Genomic DNA, 22,280 nt, shown 5'->3' with positions numbered 1-22,280 from the left:
GTATCTTTATTTCAATAGTAACAGTAAAATACTTTACGTAAATAATTTGTTGGTCTTTTTTCCTACACTTCACGCCTTTAAAATAAAACTATGCTTTTAATCTATTGAAATTTATTGGTTTATTGTTTTTTGATGTGTGTTTGTTTTGTCTTTTACATTGTTCAAATATTTTTATTAATACGCTTTACACTAGCGAGATGGTTTTATTTTTAAATTAATATAATCGGTTGATCTATAAATAATCATACAATATGATTAAAATTGTACTGCAATACTTTAAATCAAATAGAGACTTAATCACGCACCGTTTTGACAACACGCGATGCACAATGCAGTGAGCACTCTTCGGTAACTGAATGGGGAAAGTTCAGACACCGATATAACTATAATTTGGAGAACACCGCTTATGTTTAAAAGAACACACATAGCCAGTGCTGTAATTATGGCATTTACCTGTCAATTTGCTTTTGCTCAGGAGGAAGCGCCAAACACTCCTGAGAATAACGTTAATGAGATGGAAGTTATTCAAGTATCAGGTATTCGCGGCAGTTTAAACAAAGCGTTAGATGAAAAACGTGCAAGCGTTCAAATCGTGGATGCAATTGTTGCTGAAGATATTGGTAAATTCCCTGATAACAACGTAGTTGAAGCATTACAACGTGTAACTGGTGTACAAACAACGGGCCGTGGTGCTGGTGAAGTAAGTGCAGTTTCAATTCGTGGTCTTACTGACGTTAATACAACAATCAATGGCCGCGCTATCTTTACAGGGGCTGGCCGTGATGTGTCATTACAAGACATTCCTGCAAGCCTTTTGTCTGGTGTAACAGTTTTCAAAACACGTTCAGCTGATCAAATTGAGCGCGGTATCGCAGGTGCGATTGATATTAAAACACATCGCCCTTTTAACTTTGATGGCGAGAAAGTGGTTTTAGCTGCCCGAGCTATCTATTCAGACCAGCCAGATGAAGTTGATCCGAATATCAGTGCGTTAATTAGTAATCGCTGGGAGCTTGATGGTGCTGGTGAGTTTGGCGCATTAGTTAATATCTCTTATGCTGAAACTAATTATCGCGATGATACGATGACTGCTGGTGCTGCATTCCCATTTTTTACTGATAAACCTGCCGTTGGTTATTCACCTTATTCTCGTATTCCAAATAATGACTCTCAAGGTAATTTAGTTTGGCAGGCAGGGCTTGAGGGGGGGTTACCTTCATCTGCAGGCTCTACTTTAAATGTTGATGGTGTACCAACCGAGTACTTGCTAGCTCGAGATGCGATCTTCGGTACCTCTTTTACTGGTGTGCGTAAACGTCCAGCTGCATCAATATCACTTCAGTGGGCTCCAGATGAAACACTAGAAATTACAGCTGAAGGCTTTTATACAGGCTATGAGAATCAATCTCAAAATGCATTATGGTTCTCAAATACCTTTGAAAACGGTAACGGTTTTATTGAAACACCAATCGTTTTTGATGGTACTAACGTGGTTAAAGAAAAGCAGGCAATTGGTGCTGGTGGCTTTCAGAGTGGCGACTCTAACTCTGAAAAAACAGACAGCTACTTATATGCATTAGGTGCAGAGTGGCAAGCCAGTGATTATCTAACAATTAATACTGAACTTGTTTATCAAGAAAGTGAGTTTGAAAGTGACTTTTTTGGTATGCGGTTTAACCGAGTTGCTCCAGGTTTAGATGTAGATTTTAATGACAACGACGGCATGCCAGGCATCGCGTTTTGGGATGATCCTAATACTTCAGTAAATGAAGCTGATATGGCAGCCATTGAAAACTGGAATGCCAGTACACTATACGATAATGGTGGTGGTAATCGAGGAGATGCTCTCACGTTTACCTTTGATGCGGAATACTTAATTGGTGGTACATATTTCGATAAAGTTAAATTTGGTGGTCGCTATGAAAGCCGCACAGCAGAAGAATTTACACGTACTCAAGAAAGTGGCATTGCGAATACATCTCTTGCAAGTTTAATTGAACAACTTGCAGCTGCAGGGGCATCAGGTGATGGTTCAGGTGTAGTCTATCAAGTGGATGATTATTTGGATGGCCGTGCAGATGTTTTTGATAGTTTTATTACTGCTGATGGTGGTTATTTACTAAGTAATGCGAATGAGATCCGAGGAATTTACGGGCTTGAAGCTGAAGATAAATATAAAACGTTTGATATTGAAGAAGATTCATACGCACTTTACGCAACAACGAATTTTTACTTAACAGAAAATATTAGTGGTGAAATTGGTGTACGTTATGTGAGCTATGAACAAGATATGAAGTTCACAGCTGAAACAGGCACTAATACCAATGTATTTGATACCAGTGCTGCAACAGCAGATGTAAGTAAAGTTTTACCAAGCTTAATGCTTAACTGGAATATTACAGATGATCTAGTAGGTCGTGTTGCGTACACAGAAACACTACGTATGCCTAACTTCGCAGACTTAAATGCACTTCAGTATTGGACGGATCCACTTACAGAGGGAGCTATTTATGGTGAAGGCACTGGCGGTAACCCAGAATTAAAACCAACAGAATCAAAAAACTATGACGTATCGCTAGAATGGTACTTTGCAGATACAAGCTCTCTTTATGCTGCTTACTTTAAGCGTGAGATTGAAGGCTTAGTTGTTCCGGGACGTAAAACTGTTGTACGTGAAGGTAATGACGGTGTAACCCGTCCATATGTTTTAAGTGCGCCGGTCAATGCCTCTAACGGTGAGTTATCAGGTCTGGAGTTAGGTTTAGTTTATTTCCCTGAAGAATTACCTGAGTATTTAAATGGCTTAGGTGTGCAAGCAAGTTTCACACTACTTGATTCTTCACAAGATACCCCTGATTTTGATGAAGCTGGTGATATTTCTGGGTATGTTGAATCAGAAATGGCCGGTGTTTCTGATGAATCATACAGCATCGTAGGTATCTACGAGCGTGACTCGTTCGACATGCGTTTATCATATGTATGGCGTTCAGAGTTCTATACAGGTAATGAGGCGGCAATCTTTGCTAACCCTCTTCAGTTCTGGAGTCGTCCTGAGCAAAGCTTAGACTTTCAGTTTAGCTACAATGTGAATGAAGACTTTGTAGTGACCTTTGATGCAACGAACATTCTAGATGATGTATATCAAAGCTACTATGGAGAAGGTAACGATAATTTATTTAACTTTAGCAATGCGATTTACTCACGCACATTCGCACTTGGTGCACGTTACTCGTTCTAATTTTCTTATATAGACCCAAAAACCCCGACTTAGCTCGGGGTTTTTATTGTCCTAATATCTGATTCGAGTCAACAAAACTCACATAGCAGAATATATTTAATATTAATATAGTATTTATTTTTGAAGGGCAACAATCACATTTGTCTTTGCATTACGCTTTTTTATTTTAACTTTATGATATTAAATGGCTTATTTTTTTATGGGCGTAAAGAACTGCATGTTCTAATCGATTATTATTTTTGTAATGTAAGTTGACTGTTAATTAATCATACAATAATATTAATAAAGGCAGCATACAATTAACATAACTAAAATAACCCTATAAGTGCACTGACAACAAGCATCGTAAGTATGGGGGGGACAGAAGGACCACCTTCTGGGTAAACAGAATCGGAGAGCAGCACACATGTTCAAAAAAACACACATAGCAAGCGCTATACTGATGGCAGTTTCATGTCAGTTAGCATACGCTCAGGAGCAGCAGGATACACAAAGTGAGGCTGGTGATATTGAAGTGATTCAAGTCTCAGGTATTCGTGGCAGTTTAAATAAAGGCTTAAACATTAAGCGTCAATCATTCCAAGTTGTAGACGCTATTGTGGCAGAGGATATTGGTAAATTCCCAGACAATAATGTTGTTGAAGCATTGCAGCGAGTTACGGGCATACAGGTTACAGACCGAGGCGCTGGAGAGGTAAATACTGTTTCAATTCGTGGCTTAACTGATGTAACAACGACAGTTAATGGACGACAAATATTTACAGCAGCAGGACGAAGTGTAGCGCTTGCAGACATTCCCGCCGCTTTATTAGAAAGCGTTGATGTGTACAAAACGCGTTCAGCTTCTCAGGTGGGCAGTGGTATAGCCGGGCAAATTGATATTAAAACACAGCGACCATTTAATTTTGATGGCTCGAAAGTGGTGGTTTCTGCGCGCGGCATTTATCAAGAACAAGCTGAAGAGCTAGACCCTAATGTGTCGGTACTTGCGAGTAACCGCTGGGAATCGAATATTGGTGAGTTTGGTGCATTAGTTAACGTTTCATACGGCGAAACAAATTATCGTGACCAAAATATTGCAGCGGGTGCGATGGTGCCATTTATGACACTAAATCCAGCTGCTGGATTTGGCCCACTAGAACGAATACAAACTACTGATGGTCGAGTGAGCGAAGAGCTTATATGGCAGCCAGGCCTTGAAAATGGTTTACCGTTTCAATCCGGTTCAACACTCAACATAAACGGTGTTCCAACCGAGTATTATTTATCGCGTGATGCTGTGTTTGCCAGTGACTTTACCGGTAAGCGTGAACGTCCAGCGGCGAATATTGCTTTACAATGGCGTCCTAACGATGACTCTCAGTACACATTCGAAGCTTTCTATAATGGCTTTCGTAATGAATCATTTAACGCACTAAGTTTTACCTTTGTTGATTGGTGGGGCAATGTTGATACGCAAAATCCGCCTGTAACTTTTGATGGTACTAACATCATTAAAGAGCGTTATGTTGATGCCCCATATGGGTTTAATAGTGGTGACTTGACTGTAAGCAAAACAGATAGTTATGTATTTGCACTTGGTGGTGAATGGACTATTACAGATAATTTTAATCTTGCATCAGAAATATATTATCAAGATAGTCAATATGAAACAGACTTTTTAGCAATGCGAAGTGAACGCGTGGCTTATGGTTTAAATGTTGATTTTAATGATAAAGGTGGCATTCCTTCTTTAGAGTATGCTGATAATCCCGACACCGCAGCCAATGAAGCTGATTTAGCTGACACCTCGCAGTGGAATGTCGCTCAGCTATATGATAACGGTGGGACATCGAAAGGTGATGCACTAACTTTCACTTTAGATGGTGATTTATTCGTTGATAACTTTGGTTTTGATACTGTTTCGTTTGGTGTGCGTTATGACAGCCGTGGCGCGACTGATTCAAGCCGTGAAGCTGGCGGTGGTATTTTAGGTCAACCTCTTAGTTCATTAGATGAAGGTCTTGCATCAATTAACGAAGGTTTTTTTGACGGTAACGCAAATTGGCCATCAAGTTGGGTTGTACCAAATGGTCACTATATTTATAACAACCGCGCTTCGTTCCGAGAGCTTTACGGTATTAATGCCGATGATGTCGTTTTAGAAAAGACCTTTGACATTGATGAAACATCCTATGCAGCGTATGTACAGGGTAATTTTTCAACTTCGCTGTTTGGCCTAGAATTAGATGGTCAGCTGGGCTTGCGTTACGAGCATGCAAAAGCCGATATGACTTTTTTTGATATCGACCAAAACCCAACCGCTGTTAGTAGTGCAGAAAATAGTTCTTCTGCGTTATTGCCTAGTATTGTGCTTCGTTATCACTTAAGTGAAGATGTGATTGCGCGTGCAGCATATACAGAAACAATACGTCGACCAGACTTTTCTCAGTTAAACTCTTTTATTTATTACACCGAAGATGTAACTAATATTGGCTATGGTACTGCTAGCGGTGGTAATCCTGATTTGAAACCGGTTGAGTCGCAAAACTATGACTTAACACTTGAGTGGTACTTCTCTGATGATGGTTCACTTTACGGCACGCTATTTAAGCGTGAAATAGAAGGATTTGTATATGGCTCAAATCGTATTGTTCAATACCAAGGGCCAGATGATGAAGCGCCATACCCGTATATCTTAAATCAACCTGATAACTCATCAAATGGTACTTTAGATGGTCTTGAGTTAGGGTTAGTGTATTTTCCAGACAATTTACCTGATTGGTTAATGGGGGCGGGTATTCAGGCAAGTGCGACTTTCCTAGACTCAGAACAAGAGCTTCCGGTTTACGAAGATGGCCAGCTTACAGGTTATGATAAACGCGATATGTTCGGTGTTTCAAAATCATCATATTCAACCGTGCTTATTTATGAGCGAGATGATTTTGATATGCGCTTAGCTTATGTGTGGCGTGATGACTTCTTAAACAACTATGAGGCCGCTCAATTTGCTAATCCGTTAGGTGTTTATCGTCGTCCAGAGCAGAGCTTAGATTTTCAGTTAAGTTACGATATCAACGAAGATTTCATGGTCACGTTTGATGGTACAAACTTAACAGAAGAGATTGCACAGACTTACTATGAGTACCCAACTACTCATAACTCAAATAGTGCATTATTTAGCCGCACATTTGCGCTTGGTATTCGTTATTCTTTCTAATTTTCTTAAATAGACCCAAAAACCCCGGCTTAGCTGGGGTTTTTTATTGCTGAAAAGCAAGCGTTTGTTATCGGTCGAAAAGAGTTGCGATTTAATAAGTATGATAATACTATGAATTAGATTAGCATTAAATTTACAAAAATAACGAACGCTATGGCCAAGCTGTGTAATATCTAAGGCTGTAAATTTATTTGATACGCAATGTTGAGGGTTTTCGACATTGCTTGAAATAGTGAGTTGCGACTCATTATTGACCAATTAGGGTGTTGTTGTATGGAATCTCAAAAGTTATCCGTTGTAGAAAAGGTCGGCTTTGGTGCCGGTGACATGGCAGTGAATGTCATGGTTGCAGCGTTATTCTATTTTATGTCTTTCTTTTACACCGATATCTACGGACTTGATCCGGTTGATATGGGTGTGTTGTTTTTAGTGGCGCGTTTTGTTGATGCCTTTACCGATCCATTAATGGGGGTGATCACCGACAAAGTGAAAACTCGTTGGGGTCAGTTCCGTCACTGGTTCTTATTTTTATCAGTACCTTATGGTTTGTCGGTCGTACTGTTATTTACCACGCCTGATTTCGACTACAACATGAAGTTAGCTTGGGCTTATGCCACTTACCTGTTTGCGACCTTGATGTTTACCGGTGTTGCTATCCCTTATATTTCTTACATTGGTGTATTAACTGCCGATCCTAAAGAGCGTTTGTCAGCCAATGGCTACCGTATGTTCTTCGCTAAAATTGCTAATGTAGTCATTGTATTTTCAGTTCCGCTACTTGCCTCATATTGGGGAGATGGCAGCTTATCGTATGGTTATAAACTGGCAATGGCATTGGTATCAGCATGTGCTGTTGCGTTGTTCTTGTTCTGCTTTTTTACTACCCGCGAACGTATTACTCATGAGCCACAAACCGAAGGCGTGCTTACGCAATTAAAAGTACTACTTAAAAACGACCAGTGGTTACTACTATGTGCTGCATGTGTACTAGGTACGCTTGGTTATGCGATTCGTGGCAGTGTTGCTATGTATTACGCAACGTATTATTTAGGTGTACCAGACTTAGCAGGTGCCTTTACCAGTGCGGGTATTGCTGCATCTATTGTCTCTATGGTGGCAAGTACGTGGATCACGCAGCGTTATTGTAAAATGAAGCTATTCCGTCAATCACAAATTGCCGTGTTATTCATCTCATTGCTAATGTATTTTGTGGTGCAACCGGGTGATGTGATGATGGCGTTTGTGCTTTATATCATCTTGTCATTTGTGGTTGATTTACACGCGCCAGTATTCTGGTCTGCAATTGCTGAAGCTGTAGATTACGGTGAAATTAAAGACGGTGTTCGTGCATCAGGTCTATCGTTTGGCGGCATTTCATTCTGCCAAAAAGCTGGTGGCGGTTTAGCTGGCTTAGCAGGTGGTTTATTACTGGCATTCTTTGAGTACAAGCCTAACGTTGAGCAAACCGAGTTCACCCTAATGGGCTTAGCACTGATGCTAACTATCATTCCAGGTGTATTTCACGCCTTACTAGGTTTGATCTTGAAAAAATACAAAATTACCGATGAGTACTATACGGATATGGTTATTCATAAACGCCTACCAAAATAACCACTCTTTAAATGCGCACATTAAACGGGGTGTGCGCTTTGCTCTTTAAAATAACAATTCGCTGGGAGGCAACAAACAGTATGAACACATTAAAAGTTAGCTATTTAGCAAGCATTTGTGCTGCATTATTAACTGTGACCGGTTGTAGTGAGCTGCCAACAGATAGTAAACGCGCTGCTTCTGTAGAGCATGCTGAACATACCAGCGAACAACATTTATTTGCCCTAAACCAAGTAAGTTTAAGCGCCAGCCCGTTTTTACATGCGCAGCAAACTAATGTGCGTTATTTATTGGCACTTCATCCTGATCAGCTACTTGCTCCTTACCTGCGTGAAGCTGGCCTTGAACCAAAAGCGCCTAATTATGGCAACTGGGAAAGCACAGGTCTTGATGGCCATATTGGTGGTCACTACCTTTCTGCCTTGAGTCTTGCGTGGGCAGCCACCGGTGACGAAGAATTAAAGCAGCGTTTAGATTATATGCTAAGCGAGCTGGATCGCGCTCAACAAGCCACAGGTGGTTACTTAGGCGGTATCCCAAATGGCGATGAAATGTGGCAGCAGATTGAAAAGGGTGAAATCAAAGCCGATTTATTCAGCTTAAACGACCGCTGGGTACCGCTTTATAACATCGATAAAATTTTCCATGGCTTGCGTGATGCATACGACGTAGCCGGTAGTGATAAAGCCAAACAAATGCTATTTAAGTTAGGCGAATGGTTCTTAGCGACCACTGCAAAGCTAACTGATGAACAAGTTCAACAAATGCTGTATTCAGAGCATGGTGGCTTAAATGATGTGTTTGCTGATATGTACTTTATTAGTGATGATGAGCGCTACTTAAAACTAGCCCGCCAGTTCTCTCATAACATCATTATTGAACCCTTATTACACAAAGAAGATAAGTTAACTGGCCTGCATGCCAATACGCAAATTCCAAAAATTATTGGCATGTTGAAAGTTGCAAATGCCAGCGATGACAAAGCATGGCAGCAAGGTGCTGACTTTTTCTGGAAAACCGTCAGCCAAGAGCGCTCAGTATCAATTGGCGGTAACTCAGTACGTGAGCATTTTCATGATAAAAGTGACTTCACGCCTATGGTTGAAGATGTTGAAGGCCCAGAAACCTGCAACACTTACAACATGATGAAACTTAGTAAGTTATTGTTTTTAAAAAGCGGCGATACGCGCTATTTAGACTATTATGAGCGCGCCACATATAACCATATTTTATCGTCACAACACCCAGAGCATGGTGGTCTTGTGTACTTTACCTCAATGCGTCCTGGACATTACCGTATGTATTCGTCAGTGCAAGATTCAATGTGGTGTTGCGTAGGCTCAGGTATTGAAAATCACAGCAAATATGGTGAGCTGATTTATAGCAATACTGGCAAAGAGCTATGGGTAAACTTGTTTATTCCAAGCACGTTAAATTGGCAACAGCAGGGCTTACAGATCACGCAAGAAAGCCAATTCCCAGATGATAACAAGGTCTCATTGACCGTGAATCGTTTGTCTGAAGGGCAAAGTGCTGAGTCGGTTATTCATATTCGTAAACCGTCTTGGCAACAAGGTGAGTTGAGCTTTACTTTAAATGGACAAGCTGTCAGCGCAATCGAAAAAGACGGTTACTACAGCATCAGCCATGCATGGCAAAGTGGTGATAAACTTGCCTTTGAGCTTAACCCTAAGCTTTATACTGAGCAGCTACCAGATGGTCAGCATTATTATTCGGTGATGTACGGACCTGTTGTAATGGCCACTAAAGTAAAAGCATTTGCCAATGAAAAGCTTAACTTTGTTGCTGATAATAGCCGTATGGGCCACATTGCCGCAGGGCCGACTTGTCCGCCAGAGGCTCTACCAATTATGCTGAGCGAGCCTGAAAAATTTATTGCCGATCTCACTCGTAAACCGGGCCAAGAGCTCGCATTTATCGCCGATAAAAATGTGGCAATTGCCAAGCAAGGTATCGATAACACTAAGAGTACAGAGCTAATTCCGTTCTTCCGCTTACACGATAGTCGCTACCAAGTGTATTGGCCGCAGCAAAGCGAAGCTGAGTTCACGCAATTTGTTGCCGATGCAAAAGCAGCGGAGCAAGCGAAAGAGCAGCTTCGTTTATTAACCGTTGATCAAATTACGCCGGGTGAGCAACAACCAGAAGTTGAACATGGCTTTAAAGGTGAAGGAACCCGTGCAGGTGTTAATAATGGCCACCATTGGCGCGATGCGACAGGTTGGTTTGAGTATCAGCTTAGTAACCCAGAACAAAAAGCGGTTGCTTTGCGTGTTCGCTATTTTATTGGCGATGTGAATCGTCATTTCTCAATTAATTTAAATGGTGAGCAATTAGCAGCAGTTAGTTTGCCTGTAGGTAAACCAACTGATGAGTTCTACACCATTGATTACCCGTTAACAGAAGCCATGAAAAAGTCGAAAACGCTTATCTTACGTTTTGCTGCCGACAAAGACTCTGTTGCCGGTGGTATCTATGGTATTCGTTTAATTAACGCACAATAAAGAGTTGGCTATGTTAAGCAACAATGTGTTTGCGACGGCTAAAGAGCATGTTTTACCGTCGCTTTTAGATAATAGCGCTGAGCAACACAGTTTTTACCACACACCGACAGGGCTTGGTTATCGAGTAATTGAACAAGGTCAGGGCGGTAAGCCTAGTTGGGATGCCACAGTGACTGTGCATCAACGGGTTACCCTTAAAAATGGTCGGGTGTTATTCGATACTCGCAAGCAAGGTGCTGCTGTAGAGTACGAAATTGCAGAGGCGATAGTGGGCTTGCAAGAAGCATTGCAATTAATGAATAAAGGCAGTCGCTTTGAGGTTTTAATTCCTGCACACCTTGCGCGCGATGTGTACAGCTCATTTATTGATAAAAAGCATCAGCAAGGTTGTCAAAGCCCCATGCTCGTTGATATTACCTTGGTTGATTTTAATTAATAATATCTAACTGGAGCCTTAAGCTAGCTTGCTTAAGTAAATAAAAAACCTGCAATTTGCAGGTTTTTTTGGTTTGAATAATTACTTTGTGAGCTTGGTTTTGAGCTTATTTAGGTCGGCGGGGTTAACAACCGGCCAATCGTTTTTCCAGCTCATAGGTAAAATACGTAGCTTTTGCACGCCGTTGTCGGCGGTTTCGTAGGCGTGTAATACTAAATAGTCTTTGCCATCAAAGGTGTATGCAGCATTGTGGCCAAGAGCAGCCCAATCTTTATTACCTTCAATAACTAAGCTACCACCGCCATCAACCATAGATCGACCTTGCTGATCTAAATATGGCCCTTCAACGTTTTTGCTGCGACCTACGCGTACATTGTACGTACTTTTTACCCCTTGGCAGCACTTATCAAATGATACAAACAGGTAATAATAGCCATTCTTTTTAAAGATATAAGGTGCTTCAATCGGACCATGTTCCGTGTTTGGACGACTCGCAATGTGGTGCCATTTTTCAGGTTTTGCTAAGCGCACCATGTCATCATCAAGTTGTACTAGTTTTAAGCCGCCCCAAAACGAACCAAAGCTCATCCACGGTGTACCGTTATCATCTTCAATAATCGCAGGGTCGATCGCGTTCCAATCGTCACGATCGGGCACAGACTCGACTACAATACCGTAGTCAATCCACTTGTAATCAGGTGACGATGGGTCAAGGGTTTCGTTAACTGTTACACCAATTGCCGAAGTGTTTTTGCCAAATGCAGAGACTGAGTAATAAAGGTAAAACTTACCATTTTTCTCGTACACATCGGGTGCCCATAAGTGGCCACCAAAATTAGGTGACACGCGTTTTGCCCAGCTAGGCTCGTCTTTAAATACCCGGCCTGTAAGTTTCCAGTTGGTTAAATCTTTAGATTCATAATAGGTAATACCAGGGCCTGTGCTAAATACATAATATGTATCGCCTTCTTTCGCCATCACTGGGTCATGTACTTCAACTTGCTTTGCAGATACGGCTGCGGCAGAAAAAAGTAGCCCTGTTGAAAGCCACTTCATCGCTTGTGTCACGTTACTTACGGGTCTCATGCTTGAATACCTTTTGTTGTTTTAACTCTTGTGTTCATCCAGCTACTATATAATATGTAATACAATATTAACAATAAAATCGAGACGAAATACAGGACACATTATGCTCAAAAAAATATCTCGGCTAACGCTTGTTAGTGCGTTAAGCGCCTCGTCATTGTCAGCCTTTGCTGATGCTAATAGTAGCAAGACTTTAGCGCCTATTGATAACCCCATTGTACTTAAACGTGCTGATCCTTGGTTAGTTCGTGATGAAAAAAGTGGCTGTTATACGTTTATAGGTAGTTCGCCGAAATTTGATGAAATTGAGCTGCGCCAAGCTTGTCGTTTAAACGATTTAAAATTAGCTGAGCCGAAGGTTATTTGGCAAAAGCGCGATAAAGGCCCAATGAGTGTCAATATTTGGGCCCCTGAGCTACATCAGATTGATGGCAGTTGGTATATCTACTTTGCCGCAGGTGATATCGAAAAGCCGTTTAGTATTCGCATGTATGCACTTAAAAACGACAGCGCTAACCCGATGCAAGGTGAGTGGCAAGAAATGGGGCAAGTCACCAGTCACCTTGATAGTTTTTCGCTTGATGCCACAAGTTTTACGCACAAGGGTAAGCGTTACATGATTTGGGCGCAGCAGAACCAGCCTGCAACCTATAACTCGGCTTTATGGTTAGCTGAAATGGACTCACCAACATCAATTAAAGAACCGATTATTGCGATTACAGAGCCAACCCTAGAGTGGGAAGTGCAAGGCTATAAGGTCAACGAAGGTGCTGCTGTTATCACTCATGGCGATAAAATATTTGTCACTTATTCAGCCAGTGCCACCGATCATCGATATGCAATGGGCTTGCTATGGGCAGATGTGAATGCTGACTTACTTGACTCTGCTAGCTGGCATAAAAAGGCTGAGCCGGTGTTTACCAGCAATGCTGAGCTAGGTCGTTTTGGCCCTGGGCATAACAGTTTTGTAAAAGCTGAAGATGGTGTAACCGATTTAATGATTTATCACAGTCGTGACTATAAAGAGCTCAAAGGCACACCGCTTACAGACCCAAATCGCCATGCGCGAGCACGCATTATTACGTGGGATAAAAACGGTTTTCCAGTGTTCTCACCAGAACTCGCAGACTAAAAAAGGGCGCCAATTGGCGCCCTACAACTTTGGGAACGAACGATTACCAGAAGCGGTAGTAAATAAAGGCAGTAATACCAATAATACCTGCGGTATGAATGTAATCCCACTTATCTAAGCCGGCAGCCACTTCTTTCATGGTTGCTTTATCTAGGCTTGAGAAAGTAAGACCTTTCAATTGTTCTTCGTCTGCTTGCTTGGTGAACATACTCACCACAATCATAATCGCAACGACCACGACAAATAGCAGAATACAGTAATACAACCAGTTCATCGTGGTGATCCATGCAAATGATGAACCTGTTAAATCATCTTTAAATGGCAGCAACACTAAGCGGATCATACCCAGTACAAACCCTGATACTAAGCCCACAAAACCCGCTGTTGGAGTGATGCGTTTACTACATAAACCGAGTAAGAATACCGCAGCAATACCTGGTGCAATAAGAGACTGCACACTTTGCAGATATTCATAAAGCACATCGGCAATTAAGCTCATCACGGGTATCCACAGAAGACCTAATATAACAATAACGATAGTGGCAATACGGCCTACTTTCAGAAGGTGCTTCTCAGATGATTCTGGTTTGAATTTCTTATAGAAATCAATGGTAAATAAGGTTGCTGATGAGTTAAATAATGATGCTAAAGAGCTCATAAGAGCCGCTACTAAACCACCGATTACAATCCCCTTTACGCCCGCTGGTAATAGCTCAGCAACTAACGTTGGGAAGGCTTGGTCAGCAGTTTCATAGCTAATAATACCTTTAACATTCAATGCGTATGCAATCATGCCTGGTACTAAGAAGATAAATACAGGAAGTAATTTTAAGTAACCGGCGAACATGGTACCGCGACGGGCTTCTTTAATGCCTTTTGCGGATAAAACACGTTGTACGATGTATTGGTCTGTACACCAATACCAAAAACCAATAATGAATGAACCAAACACAATGCCAGGCCATGGGAATTCAGCATCTGAAGCACTACGAATAAGGTGCATATTAGCATCGTTGATACGCTCAACTTCTGCCCAGCCACCTACTTTATCTAAACCAACAACTAATATGACTAAGGAACCAATAATCAGCACAGGGGTCTGCAACACCGAGGTCCACATGATGGCTTTCATACCGCCAAGTACCGTATAAATACCAGTGATCACCACAAGGCCAATGGCTGAAATCCAAAAGAAATCGATACCCCAAATACTCTCAATACCTAAGATTGTTTTAAACGCGATACCACCAGCATAAACCGTCACCGCAACCTTGGTTAATACATAACTAATCAATGAGATAACAGATAAGAAGGTACGTGATTTAGAGTTAAAGCGGCGCTCAAGGAACTCTGGCATGGTGTAGACTTTACTACTCCAATAAAAAGGCACGAAAATCCAACCGAGTAGTAGAATGATCCACGATTGCATTTCCCAGTGAGCCAGTGCCATACCCGATTGTGCACCTGAACCTGAAAGGCCCACTAAATGTTCCGAGCCAATGTTTGATGCGAAAATAGAGGCACCAATCACTAACCAACTTGCATTACGACCCGCTAAAAAGTAATCAGCGGTGTCTTCTTCTTTTTGTCGCATAGACATCACGACAACGCCCAGTAACAGGACAAAAAATCCTGCTAGCACTGCCCAGTCTAAGGTACTTAGTTCGACCATCGTGTGTTCCACCTAATTTTGAAAGAGAATTTTTGCTTTTTAGTTGTCTAATAAAAATATTATATTATAAATAGGCTGAGTGAAAGAGATTTGTTAAAATAAGGTGACACTATGTAGTTGAAATGGTGACTTGATTGCGCAATTTATAGACACTTGTATTAGGCTATTTTTTGTTTGTTATTGATTTTAATCAATTATTTCCAGGATGACGGAATAGCTTTATAGATGTATCATATTACTCAGATCTTTTGAGGAACACACATGGCGCGCTTAGAAAATTTAAACCTATCACAACAAGTTACCAATGAGCTTGGTAAGGCAATTATTGTTGGAGATTATAACTCTGAAACGGGGCTACCAACCGAAGCACAATTATGCGAAGTGTATGGTATTAGCCGCACAGCTGTTCGTGAAGCAGTGAAAATGCTTGCAGCAAAAGGACTGATTTCTTCTCGTCCACGACAAGGTATTCGTGTTGAGTCTGCGGATAACTGGAATTTATACGATACAAGCGTATTAAAATGGTTGCTAGAAAGCAGCCCATCGCTGTACGTATTAAAAGAATTCTTACAAGTGCGCTTGGCGATTGAGCCACAAGCAGCAGCACTTGCAGCAAGAAAAGGCGACCAAGCAGCCATTGCAGAAATTAAAATTGCACTCGATAAAATGCAAGCGGCAGCAGAAGAGCCAGAAGGCGTAATGCATGAGCCAGATCTTGCCTTCCACACTGCAATTTTACATGCTAGTGGTAACCGTTTCTTCTATCAATTACGTGATTTTATTAGCACCGCATTACACGTGAGTATTCAACATACTACACCTGCTAAGGGCAATAAGAAGGCCATCGCTGAAGAGCACTTTAAAGTGTATAACGCGATTGCAAGCGGCGACCCTGAGCGTGCTAAAAACATGATGACATACATGATTGATGAAGCAATGGCGTTTATTGAAAAAGAAATCGCTGATAAAGAAGCGGCTCAATAAGTATCGCTTTTTGACGTTGTAATTACTTTAAAACAAAAGGTTATCATGCCAAATTCAAACGAGCTAAAAACAGTTTACCCAAGCCTTGCTGGTAAGAGTGTGTTTATTACTGGCGGTGCATCGGGAATTGGTGAAGTAATGGTAACGCGGTTCTGCGAGCAGGGCGCGAAAGTCACCTTTGTTGATATTGCAACCGAGCAAAGCGATGCGTTATGTGCGAAATTAGCTGGTAAATATGAGTTTGACCCGCAATTTATTCATTGCGATATACGCGATGTAGAAGCCTTAAAAGCGGCCATTGAGCAAACTCGTCAGCAACAGGGTGACATTGGTGTGCTAATTAATAATGCAGCCGATGACACCCGTCATGCAGCTGAAAATATGGATGTGAAATATTGGGAAGATAAGTTTGCTGTTAACTTACGCCCGTGTTTCTTTTCATCGCAAGCTGTGGTTGAACAGATGCAGCGCTTAGGTGGTGGTAGCATTATTAATATGGGGTCGGTTAGCTGGCGTATTAAGCAAACAGGTATGCCTGCCTATACAACTGCCAAAGCGGGGATCGAAGGTTTAACCCGTTCATTGGCTGCTTCATATGGTAAAGATAATATTCGTGTGAACTCACTGGTTCCGGGGTGGGTGATGACTGAGCGCCAAATTACTCATTGGCTAACCCCAGAAATGATTGAAGATGTTCGTTTAAGTCAATGTATTAACGAAACAATTCAACCAGACCATGTAGTGAATGCCGCGCTATTCTTAGCCGCTGATGATAGCTGCATGATGACAGCACAATCACTGATAGTGGATGCAGGTTGGACTTAACTAAATTGTCAGTTGCATTAACTTAAAGCAAAGAAAAAATTTTACACAATTCAAATGATACTATAATAATAAATAATTATTTAAAACATTTGAAATCTCATAGTTAGGAAGGTGGTAAGAAAGTTTGACCGACTTTGTGCTTGTTTATTTAATTCTGATTATTGGCGCTTGCCTGCAAAGTGTTATTGGCTTTGGTTTAGGCATGTTATGTGTGCCAGTGCTTTACTGGCTAATGCCAGAGCTGGTGCCGGGACCAATGATTTTGAATGCGCTGTTTTTAACGTCGGTGTTAATGATTAAACACCGTGGCGCGATAGACATGAAACAAACAGGCATATCCATTATTGGTGGAGCTGTGGGGGTTATCTTTGCTGCTATTGTGATGTTGTATGTCAATGCGAAGCAATATCAGCTATTGCTTGGGGTGAGTATTTTGGTGGTGGTGGCATTGTCTATCATAGGTATGAAACCGAAAATTTCCACCATTACAAGCTTGCTAGCGTCGATGTCGTCGGGCTTTTTAGGTACCACAACGTCAGCTGGTGGCGCGCCAATGGGGCTGCTCTATCAAGCTGAAGATAAAGACAAAATTAAAGCTAACCTAAGCGCCTTTTTCGTATTTATAAACTTGTTTGGCATTGTTGTACTGATGCTTACAGGCTCTGCCGATATGGCTGATGTGAAGTTGTTCTTTTTCTGCTTACCCGCAATTTTAATTGGCTGGGGCTTGTCGTTTGTGATCAACAATAACCTCAATGAAAAGGCCATTCGCGGCATCATCTTACTGGTTGCTGGTTTATCTGGCCTAGCACTTATTTTCATACACAGATAGAATGAGGATAGTTCAGCTGTTTGTGTAATGAAGCCTATGCTCGATGACACCATTAAAGTAATCATTTCTAGTCAATGCCAATTAGGCGAAGGTGCCTATTTTGCCAAGGCGCATAACTGTTTATTTTGGGTCGATATTTTAGGGCAACGTTTGTTTCGTTTAGATTGCCAATCAATGCGCGTTAGCCAGTTTACTATGCCAGAACCTATTTGCTGGGTGATGGAAACCGAGCAAGGCGAATTAGTGGCAGGCTTTGCTAAAGGTGTTTATAAGCTAAATAGTGAAGACTTTAGCCGCGAGCTAGTTTATGCAATAGATCACGAACCGCTACAAAACCGCTTAAACGATGGTAAAACGTCTCGCCAAGGCTTTGGCTTTTTTGGCTCAATGGACTCTCAAGAGCAAAGCAGTAGTGGCAAGTTATACCGTTTTGGTCATGGCCAGACTCCGACAGCGGTAGATCATGGCTACACTATTAGTAATGGCCCTGCGGTAAGTAAAAATGGTCAGTTTCTATATTCTACAGACTCAGATAAACAAACAATCTACCGCTTCACTCTGAGTGAGCAAGGCGAACTTGCTGATAAACAAGATTTTATTCGCTTTACTGACAATATGGGCTTTCCTGATGGCATGACCGTCGATAGCGAAGATCATCTTTGGGTTGCCGCATGGAATGGTTATGGCATTTATCGTTTTGCTCCAAGTGGTGAGCAGGTGCAGTTTATTCGCTTGCCCGCACCGCGTGTTACGAGTGTCGCATTTGTCGGCGAGGAGCTCACACATCTTGCGGTGACGACTGCGGCAGTAGGGTTAGAAGACTCGGTGCTCGCTGATTACCCGCACAGTGGGGGCGTGTTTATTCTTGAGCCGGGCGTTAAAGGTATTGCTGAAACGCCCCTAAAACTATAGGTTTTCCATCACTTGATAACGCAATTCGCCAAGAAATGCGCGTGCTGCCGGACCTAGTTTGTCACCATCTTTAAAGAGCAAATGTAACTTAGCGCTACGACTACTGTTATGAGTTAAATTGAGCGCTTTCATTTGCCCAGCAGCGAGTTGTTTTTCGATCGCTATTTTTGGTAGCCATGCAAAGCCAAGTCCATTACTGATCATATCAATCGAAGTGCGCATATGAGTAACGGTCCAGCGCTGATCGGCACCTAACCAGCCACCATCTTGTTTGTGTTTTTTTGCTGAGTCGCGAACAACAATTTGGCGGTGTGACTTTAAATCTTCGAGAGTGATTTCACGCTCTATCGCATGTAAAGGGTGATCTGGGTGAGCTACAGCGATAAATTCGATATCGCATAATTCTTCGTGAAAGTTTGCCGCTATCGGAAAGCCGGTAATGGCAATATCAACCTGATCGTTTTCGAGCAGCTCATTGCCCCCCATCAGCACAGACTCATGCAGTTCAATACGCAGTTGCGGGTATTGCGACGAAGTATCGTTAAGCACTTTATAAAGCAATTGCTGCGGAAAAATAGCATCAACAGCAATGCGTAATTTACTTTCGATACCTTCACCTAAGGTTTGACCTATGGCCTCAACTTTTGCAGCTTCATCAAGTAAGTAATTGGCACGGCGCAGTATCATTTCACCAGATTCAGTGAGTACTGTTTTACGGCCTTGGATACTGAATAACTTTACATTGAGTGCAGATTCAATCTTACCAACCGCATTATGAATACTCGATTGGCTTTTATGAATGCCTTGTGAGGCTTGGTTGAAGCCTCCAAATTCAACAACAGCACGAAACATGCGCCACTGTTCTAGCGTAATTCTTAGCATGATGTTCCTTTGCTTACTTAACTGCTTAATAGTACCTGTAAATGCTGGAAAAGTTTACTTTTTAGCAGTGGGCAACTCAATATACTCAAGCTCATCACCGGGAATGCTTGCAAAGCGCTGTGCTTGCCAATCTTGTTTTGCTTGCTCGATACGCTCTTTGCTATAAGCAACAAAGTTCCAGTGCAAGTAAGGGACTTTATTGAATTTACTGCCACCGAGTAAAATAAAGCGGCTGTGCAGCAGAGTCGTTATTTCGTGCTCGCTGTCATCAAGTAGCACAAAGTCGCCTTGGGTATAGCGAGTATCACCCACACTAATTTCACCATAAATAACATACACGGCGGTTTCATGATGAGGATGCGGTTTAGTAATATGACTACCTTGCTCGGCTACCGTATCTACATAAAACATCGGTGAGTAGCTTTTCACCGGCGAGCTTAAGCCATAGGCATCACCCACGATGAGTCGCATCAACACGCCTTTTTCTATTTTTTCAGGTAGTTGCTGTTTTTTGATATGTTCAAAGCGCGGTGCTATTTCGGTCATACTCTCAGGTAAAGCAACCCAGCATTGCAGGCCATTGATGTCGTGCTCGCTCGCCCGCACCTCAAGGCTTTCTCTTTCTGAGTGCACTATACCGCGACCTGCTGTCATCCAGTTAACATCGCCGGGTTCTATTTGCAGGCTATTACCTAACGAATCGCGATGGTAAATGCTGCCCGTAAATAAATAAGTGAGCGTTGACAGGCCAATATGAGGGTGAGGCTTTACATTTATGCCTTCACCGCGAGGAAAGTGATTCGGCCCCATGTGGTCAAAAAAGATAAATGGGCCTACCATTTTCTTGTCAAAATGCGGCAAGATGCGTTTTACATCGAGCCCACCAATATCGTGGCTGGTTGCTGTTAATAATTTTGCCATGCTCGCGCCTCTTAAAAATAAACTCAGCCAATAACCTAGGGTATTGGCTGGGATTAATATTATGCCTGACTACGCTTTAAAACTAGTTGATCTAGGCTGATTTTGCCTGCCCCAACACTCGCTAATGCTAAAAAGCCGCCAGCCATTGCAATGTTTTTGTAGAACATTAAAAATTGCATTTGATCATCAAGTTGAAAGTGGAATAACAAAGCACTGACTAGGCTGAAACCAGCAAAAGCGACAGCGGTTAGTTGTGTTAAAAAGCCCAGTAAAATAAATAACCCGCCCACAATCTCAAATGCAATCACAAACGGCAGTAAGAACTCTGGTAAACCGACACTACTCATATATTGCGCTGTTGCATCAAAGAATTCTATTTTGCTAAAGCCAGTTAGTAAAAAGATCGCCGATAAACCAATACGTGCCAATAAAGTGCTAATATTTTGTAATTGTGGTTGTGCTGTTATTAAAGTAAAAAGTTTCATAGTAGGTATCCTGTTTAGTTAAGTAGTGTGTCTGCGATGGAGTAACTATAAGTTCACTTTAAAAGAATTAAAAATTGTAAATTTAGCGCCAATCATTCTTTAAAAGAGAATTTTAAAGGAGGTTGAATATGAAGTTGTTGTTATTAATAGGGTTTAGTTTTTCGGTGGCTGTAAGCAGCTTGGTGTTTGCTAATCAAAATTTACCAAATAGTCGTCATTATGAGTTATTAGCTTCAGATATTGCGGTGCAGCAAAGCTGGCAAGTTAAAGACACAATTAAAGGTTATGAGATGCTGGAATATCAAATAAACCTTAATAAAGGCAATACCTTAATGGTTGATTTGGCTCCTACAAACTCGAGTAACTACTTTAATATTTTACCAAAAGGTAACCCAACCGCTTTGTTTGTTGGCCCGGCAAAAGGAGATCATGCCGAGATTAACATCCCTGATGATGGTGATTATGTGATTCGGGTGTTTTTGATGCGCAATGCAGCGCGTCGTGATGAGCAAAGTAACTTTACAGTAGACATCAGCGTAATAAAAAGTGCACTAAAAGGCATGCACCCAAGCTGGGATGTCGATGGTGATGGGATTAATGATTGCGAGAAAGACGGTAGCTGCGATCACACTGTTGACTACAGTCTTCCTCGAAAGTCGAATTAGGCCGCGTTTAGGCCTAATTAAGCGTATTATTCAGGCGCCACTTCAAGCGTTGTGAATAATGAGTAGCGTACGTTATCGATATCTGCCTCTGTTGGCTTTTGATCAACAGATGCTTCAATCAGATACATGTCGGCATGAGCGAAAGTCACCGTAAAGAAGCCTTTTTTATCGGTTGTTACTTTAACTTCGTCACGCTCATTACGGTAGCGAGCACTACCACGAACAATAGCAAGCTCAACGTCAGCAGCTGGTTTGCCATCCATTAATAATTGGAATTTAGCCTCTTCACCTGCAAACAGATCGTTCGGGTGAGTTGGGCCTGAAATTTCTAAGCCCTGACCAAGCAATGTTGGCTTAGAAGTGCCATTTCGGCTAACGAAAGTATCAACCGTTGCGATTGATTTTACAGTTCGCACGTCGGTTGCACCTGCCGGTAGGTCTGCTTCTTTTTTACCTGCAAACACACGACCGCGATTACCGTCTTTGTCTTTATAAAAAGTCATTAGCATTGGTTTTTGCTGCATAGCAATATGGTAAGTACCGTCTTGAGATAAACTTACTGCCGCTGAATTTTTGCGTTTTAAGTAGTATGCGCGAATTGTTTCTTCAACCGGTTTACCATCTGGAGCAAGGGCAATTAATAGGTTGTCGTCGTACTCTGCGCCTTTTTCTTTCGGGCGGTATGCTTTATCTGGGCTAAACAACTCATTTGAAATACTGGCATCGATCATCACATAGTGAGTTTTCTCACCTGATAAAGAAGTGTGAGATGGCATTAACCAACGGGCATGTGCTTGTGCATAGCCAGACGCGATTGCTGTGAAGGTCACTGCGCCAATCAGCGCCGTTTTTAATAATCTTAATTTCATTGTTTG

Annotated in this window: 17 protein-coding genes; 11 read left to right on the top strand and 6 right to left on the bottom strand. The window is 41.8% G+C overall.

Translation table 11 applies throughout. The features are described from left to right. Nucleotides 1-406 precede the first annotated feature (406 nt). The 5 genes from AAEU31_RS15290 (at nt 407) to AAEU31_RS15270 (ending at nt 11,009) form a co-directional block, all read left to right on the top strand. Nucleotides 407-3,238, top strand: coding sequence for a TonB-dependent receptor (locus tag AAEU31_RS15290; RefSeq protein ID WP_421967648.1), 2,832 nt, complete (start codon nt 407-409; stop codon nt 3,236-3,238). Nucleotides 3,239-3,644: 406 nt separating this feature from the next. Continuing rightward, on the top strand, nt 3,645-6,437 hold the full coding sequence (locus AAEU31_RS15285) for a TonB-dependent receptor (protein WP_421967647.1): 2,793 nt from the start codon (nt 3,645-3,647) through the stop codon (nt 6,435-6,437). Nucleotides 6,438-6,710: 273 nt separating this feature from the next. Next, the gene (locus AAEU31_RS15280) at nt 6,711-8,048 is read left to right on the top strand and encodes an MFS transporter (RefSeq protein ID WP_138557847.1); all 1,338 of its coding nucleotides are present in this window, start codon (nt 6,711-6,713) and stop codon (nt 8,046-8,048) included. An 80-nt stretch (nt 8,049-8,128) separates the two neighbouring features. Then, nucleotides 8,129-10,573: a beta-L-arabinofuranosidase domain-containing protein gene (locus tag AAEU31_RS15275; protein WP_421967646.1), complete on the top strand. Its 2,445-nt coding sequence runs from the start codon at nt 8,129-8,131 to the stop codon at nt 10,571-10,573. Nucleotides 10,574-10,583: 10 nt separating this feature from the next. Further along, on the top strand, nt 10,584-11,009 hold the full coding sequence (locus tag AAEU31_RS15270) for an FKBP-type peptidyl-prolyl cis-trans isomerase (protein WP_421967645.1): 426 nt from the start codon (nt 10,584-10,586) through the stop codon (nt 11,007-11,009). 81 nt (nt 11,010-11,090) lie between these two features. Here AAEU31_RS15270 and AAEU31_RS15265 read toward each other — a convergent pair whose 3' ends face one another. Beyond that, nucleotides 11,091-12,095, bottom strand: a complete 1,005-nt coding sequence (locus AAEU31_RS15265) for an arabinan endo-1,5-alpha-L-arabinosidase (RefSeq protein ID WP_421967644.1) — start codon at nt 12,093-12,095, stop codon at nt 11,091-11,093. 103 nt (nt 12,096-12,198) lie between these two features. Here AAEU31_RS15265 and AAEU31_RS15260 point away from each other — a divergent pair, with 103 nt between their 5' ends. Beyond that, nucleotides 12,199-13,227, top strand: a complete 1,029-nt coding sequence (locus tag AAEU31_RS15260) for a glycoside hydrolase family 43 protein (RefSeq protein WP_421967643.1) — start codon at nt 12,199-12,201, stop codon at nt 13,225-13,227. A gap of 43 nt (nt 13,228-13,270) precedes the next feature. Here AAEU31_RS15260 and AAEU31_RS15255 read toward each other — a convergent pair whose 3' ends face one another. Beyond that, a complete protein-coding gene (locus AAEU31_RS15255) occupies nt 13,271-14,899 on the bottom strand; it encodes a sodium:solute symporter (protein ID WP_421967642.1) in 1,629 nt (542 codons plus the stop codon). Nucleotides 14,900-15,160: 261 nt separating this feature from the next. On the opposite strand from AAEU31_RS15255, the gene AAEU31_RS15250 reads away from it, so the two are divergent. From AAEU31_RS15250 to AAEU31_RS15235, 4 genes are all read left to right on the top strand, one after another. Further along, the gene (locus tag AAEU31_RS15250) at nt 15,161-15,883 is read left to right on the top strand and encodes a FadR/GntR family transcriptional regulator (RefSeq protein ID WP_421967641.1); all 723 of its coding nucleotides are present in this window, start codon (nt 15,161-15,163) and stop codon (nt 15,881-15,883) included. Nucleotides 15,884-15,928: 45 nt separating this feature from the next. Continuing rightward, a complete protein-coding gene (locus AAEU31_RS15245) occupies nt 15,929-16,708 on the top strand; it encodes an SDR family NAD(P)-dependent oxidoreductase (RefSeq protein WP_235383104.1) in 780 nt (259 codons plus the stop codon). Nucleotides 16,709-16,832: 124 nt separating this feature from the next. Further along, entirely contained in the window at nt 16,833-17,540 is a 708-nt protein-coding gene (locus AAEU31_RS15240; RefSeq protein ID WP_135923030.1) for a sulfite exporter TauE/SafE family protein, read from the top strand. A 27-nt stretch (nt 17,541-17,567) separates the two neighbouring features. Beyond that, nucleotides 17,568-18,452: an SMP-30/gluconolactonase/LRE family protein gene (locus tag AAEU31_RS15235; protein WP_421967640.1), complete on the top strand. Its 885-nt coding sequence runs from the start codon at nt 17,568-17,570 to the stop codon at nt 18,450-18,452. Here the strand turns inward: AAEU31_RS15235 and AAEU31_RS15230 are convergent. From AAEU31_RS15230 to AAEU31_RS15220, 3 genes are read right to left on the bottom strand one after another with little or no spacing between them, the layout of a single operon-like run. Then, the gene (locus AAEU31_RS15230) at nt 18,447-19,334 is read right to left on the bottom strand and encodes a LysR family transcriptional regulator (protein ID WP_135923029.1); all 888 of its coding nucleotides are present in this window, start codon (nt 19,332-19,334) and stop codon (nt 18,447-18,449) included. The two genes, AAEU31_RS15235 and AAEU31_RS15230, sit on opposite strands and share 6 nt — an antisense overlap. 54 nt (nt 19,335-19,388) lie before the next feature. After that, complete coding sequence (locus AAEU31_RS15225) at nt 19,389-20,255, bottom strand: pirin family protein (RefSeq protein WP_295511656.1); 867 nt, start codon at nt 20,253-20,255, stop codon at nt 19,389-19,391. Nucleotides 20,256-20,314: 59 nt separating this feature from the next. Further along, nucleotides 20,315-20,740 (bottom strand): DoxX family protein, encoded by a 426-nt coding sequence (locus tag AAEU31_RS15220; protein ID WP_138557840.1) that lies wholly within the window; start codon nt 20,738-20,740, stop codon nt 20,315-20,317. Nucleotides 20,741-20,868: 128 nt separating this feature from the next. Here AAEU31_RS15220 and AAEU31_RS15215 point away from each other — a divergent pair, with 128 nt between their 5' ends. Further along, on the top strand, nt 20,869-21,405 hold the full coding sequence (locus AAEU31_RS15215; protein ID WP_421967639.1) for a hypothetical protein: 537 nt from the start codon (nt 20,869-20,871) through the stop codon (nt 21,403-21,405). A 26-nt stretch (nt 21,406-21,431) separates the two neighbouring features. Here AAEU31_RS15215 and AAEU31_RS15210 read toward each other — a convergent pair whose 3' ends face one another. Then, the gene (locus AAEU31_RS15210) at nt 21,432-22,274 is read right to left on the bottom strand and encodes a DUF4198 domain-containing protein (RefSeq protein WP_199527190.1); all 843 of its coding nucleotides are present in this window, start codon (nt 22,272-22,274) and stop codon (nt 21,432-21,434) included. Nucleotides 22,275-22,280 lie beyond the last annotated feature (6 nt).

Origin of the sequence: Pseudoalteromonas thalassia (genome assembly GCF_049257215.1) — a bacterium.
Lineage (GTDB): Bacteria > Pseudomonadota > Gammaproteobacteria > Enterobacterales > Alteromonadaceae > Pseudoalteromonas > Pseudoalteromonas lipolytica_C.
This window is presented reverse-complemented; position numbering and strand designations above follow the sequence as displayed.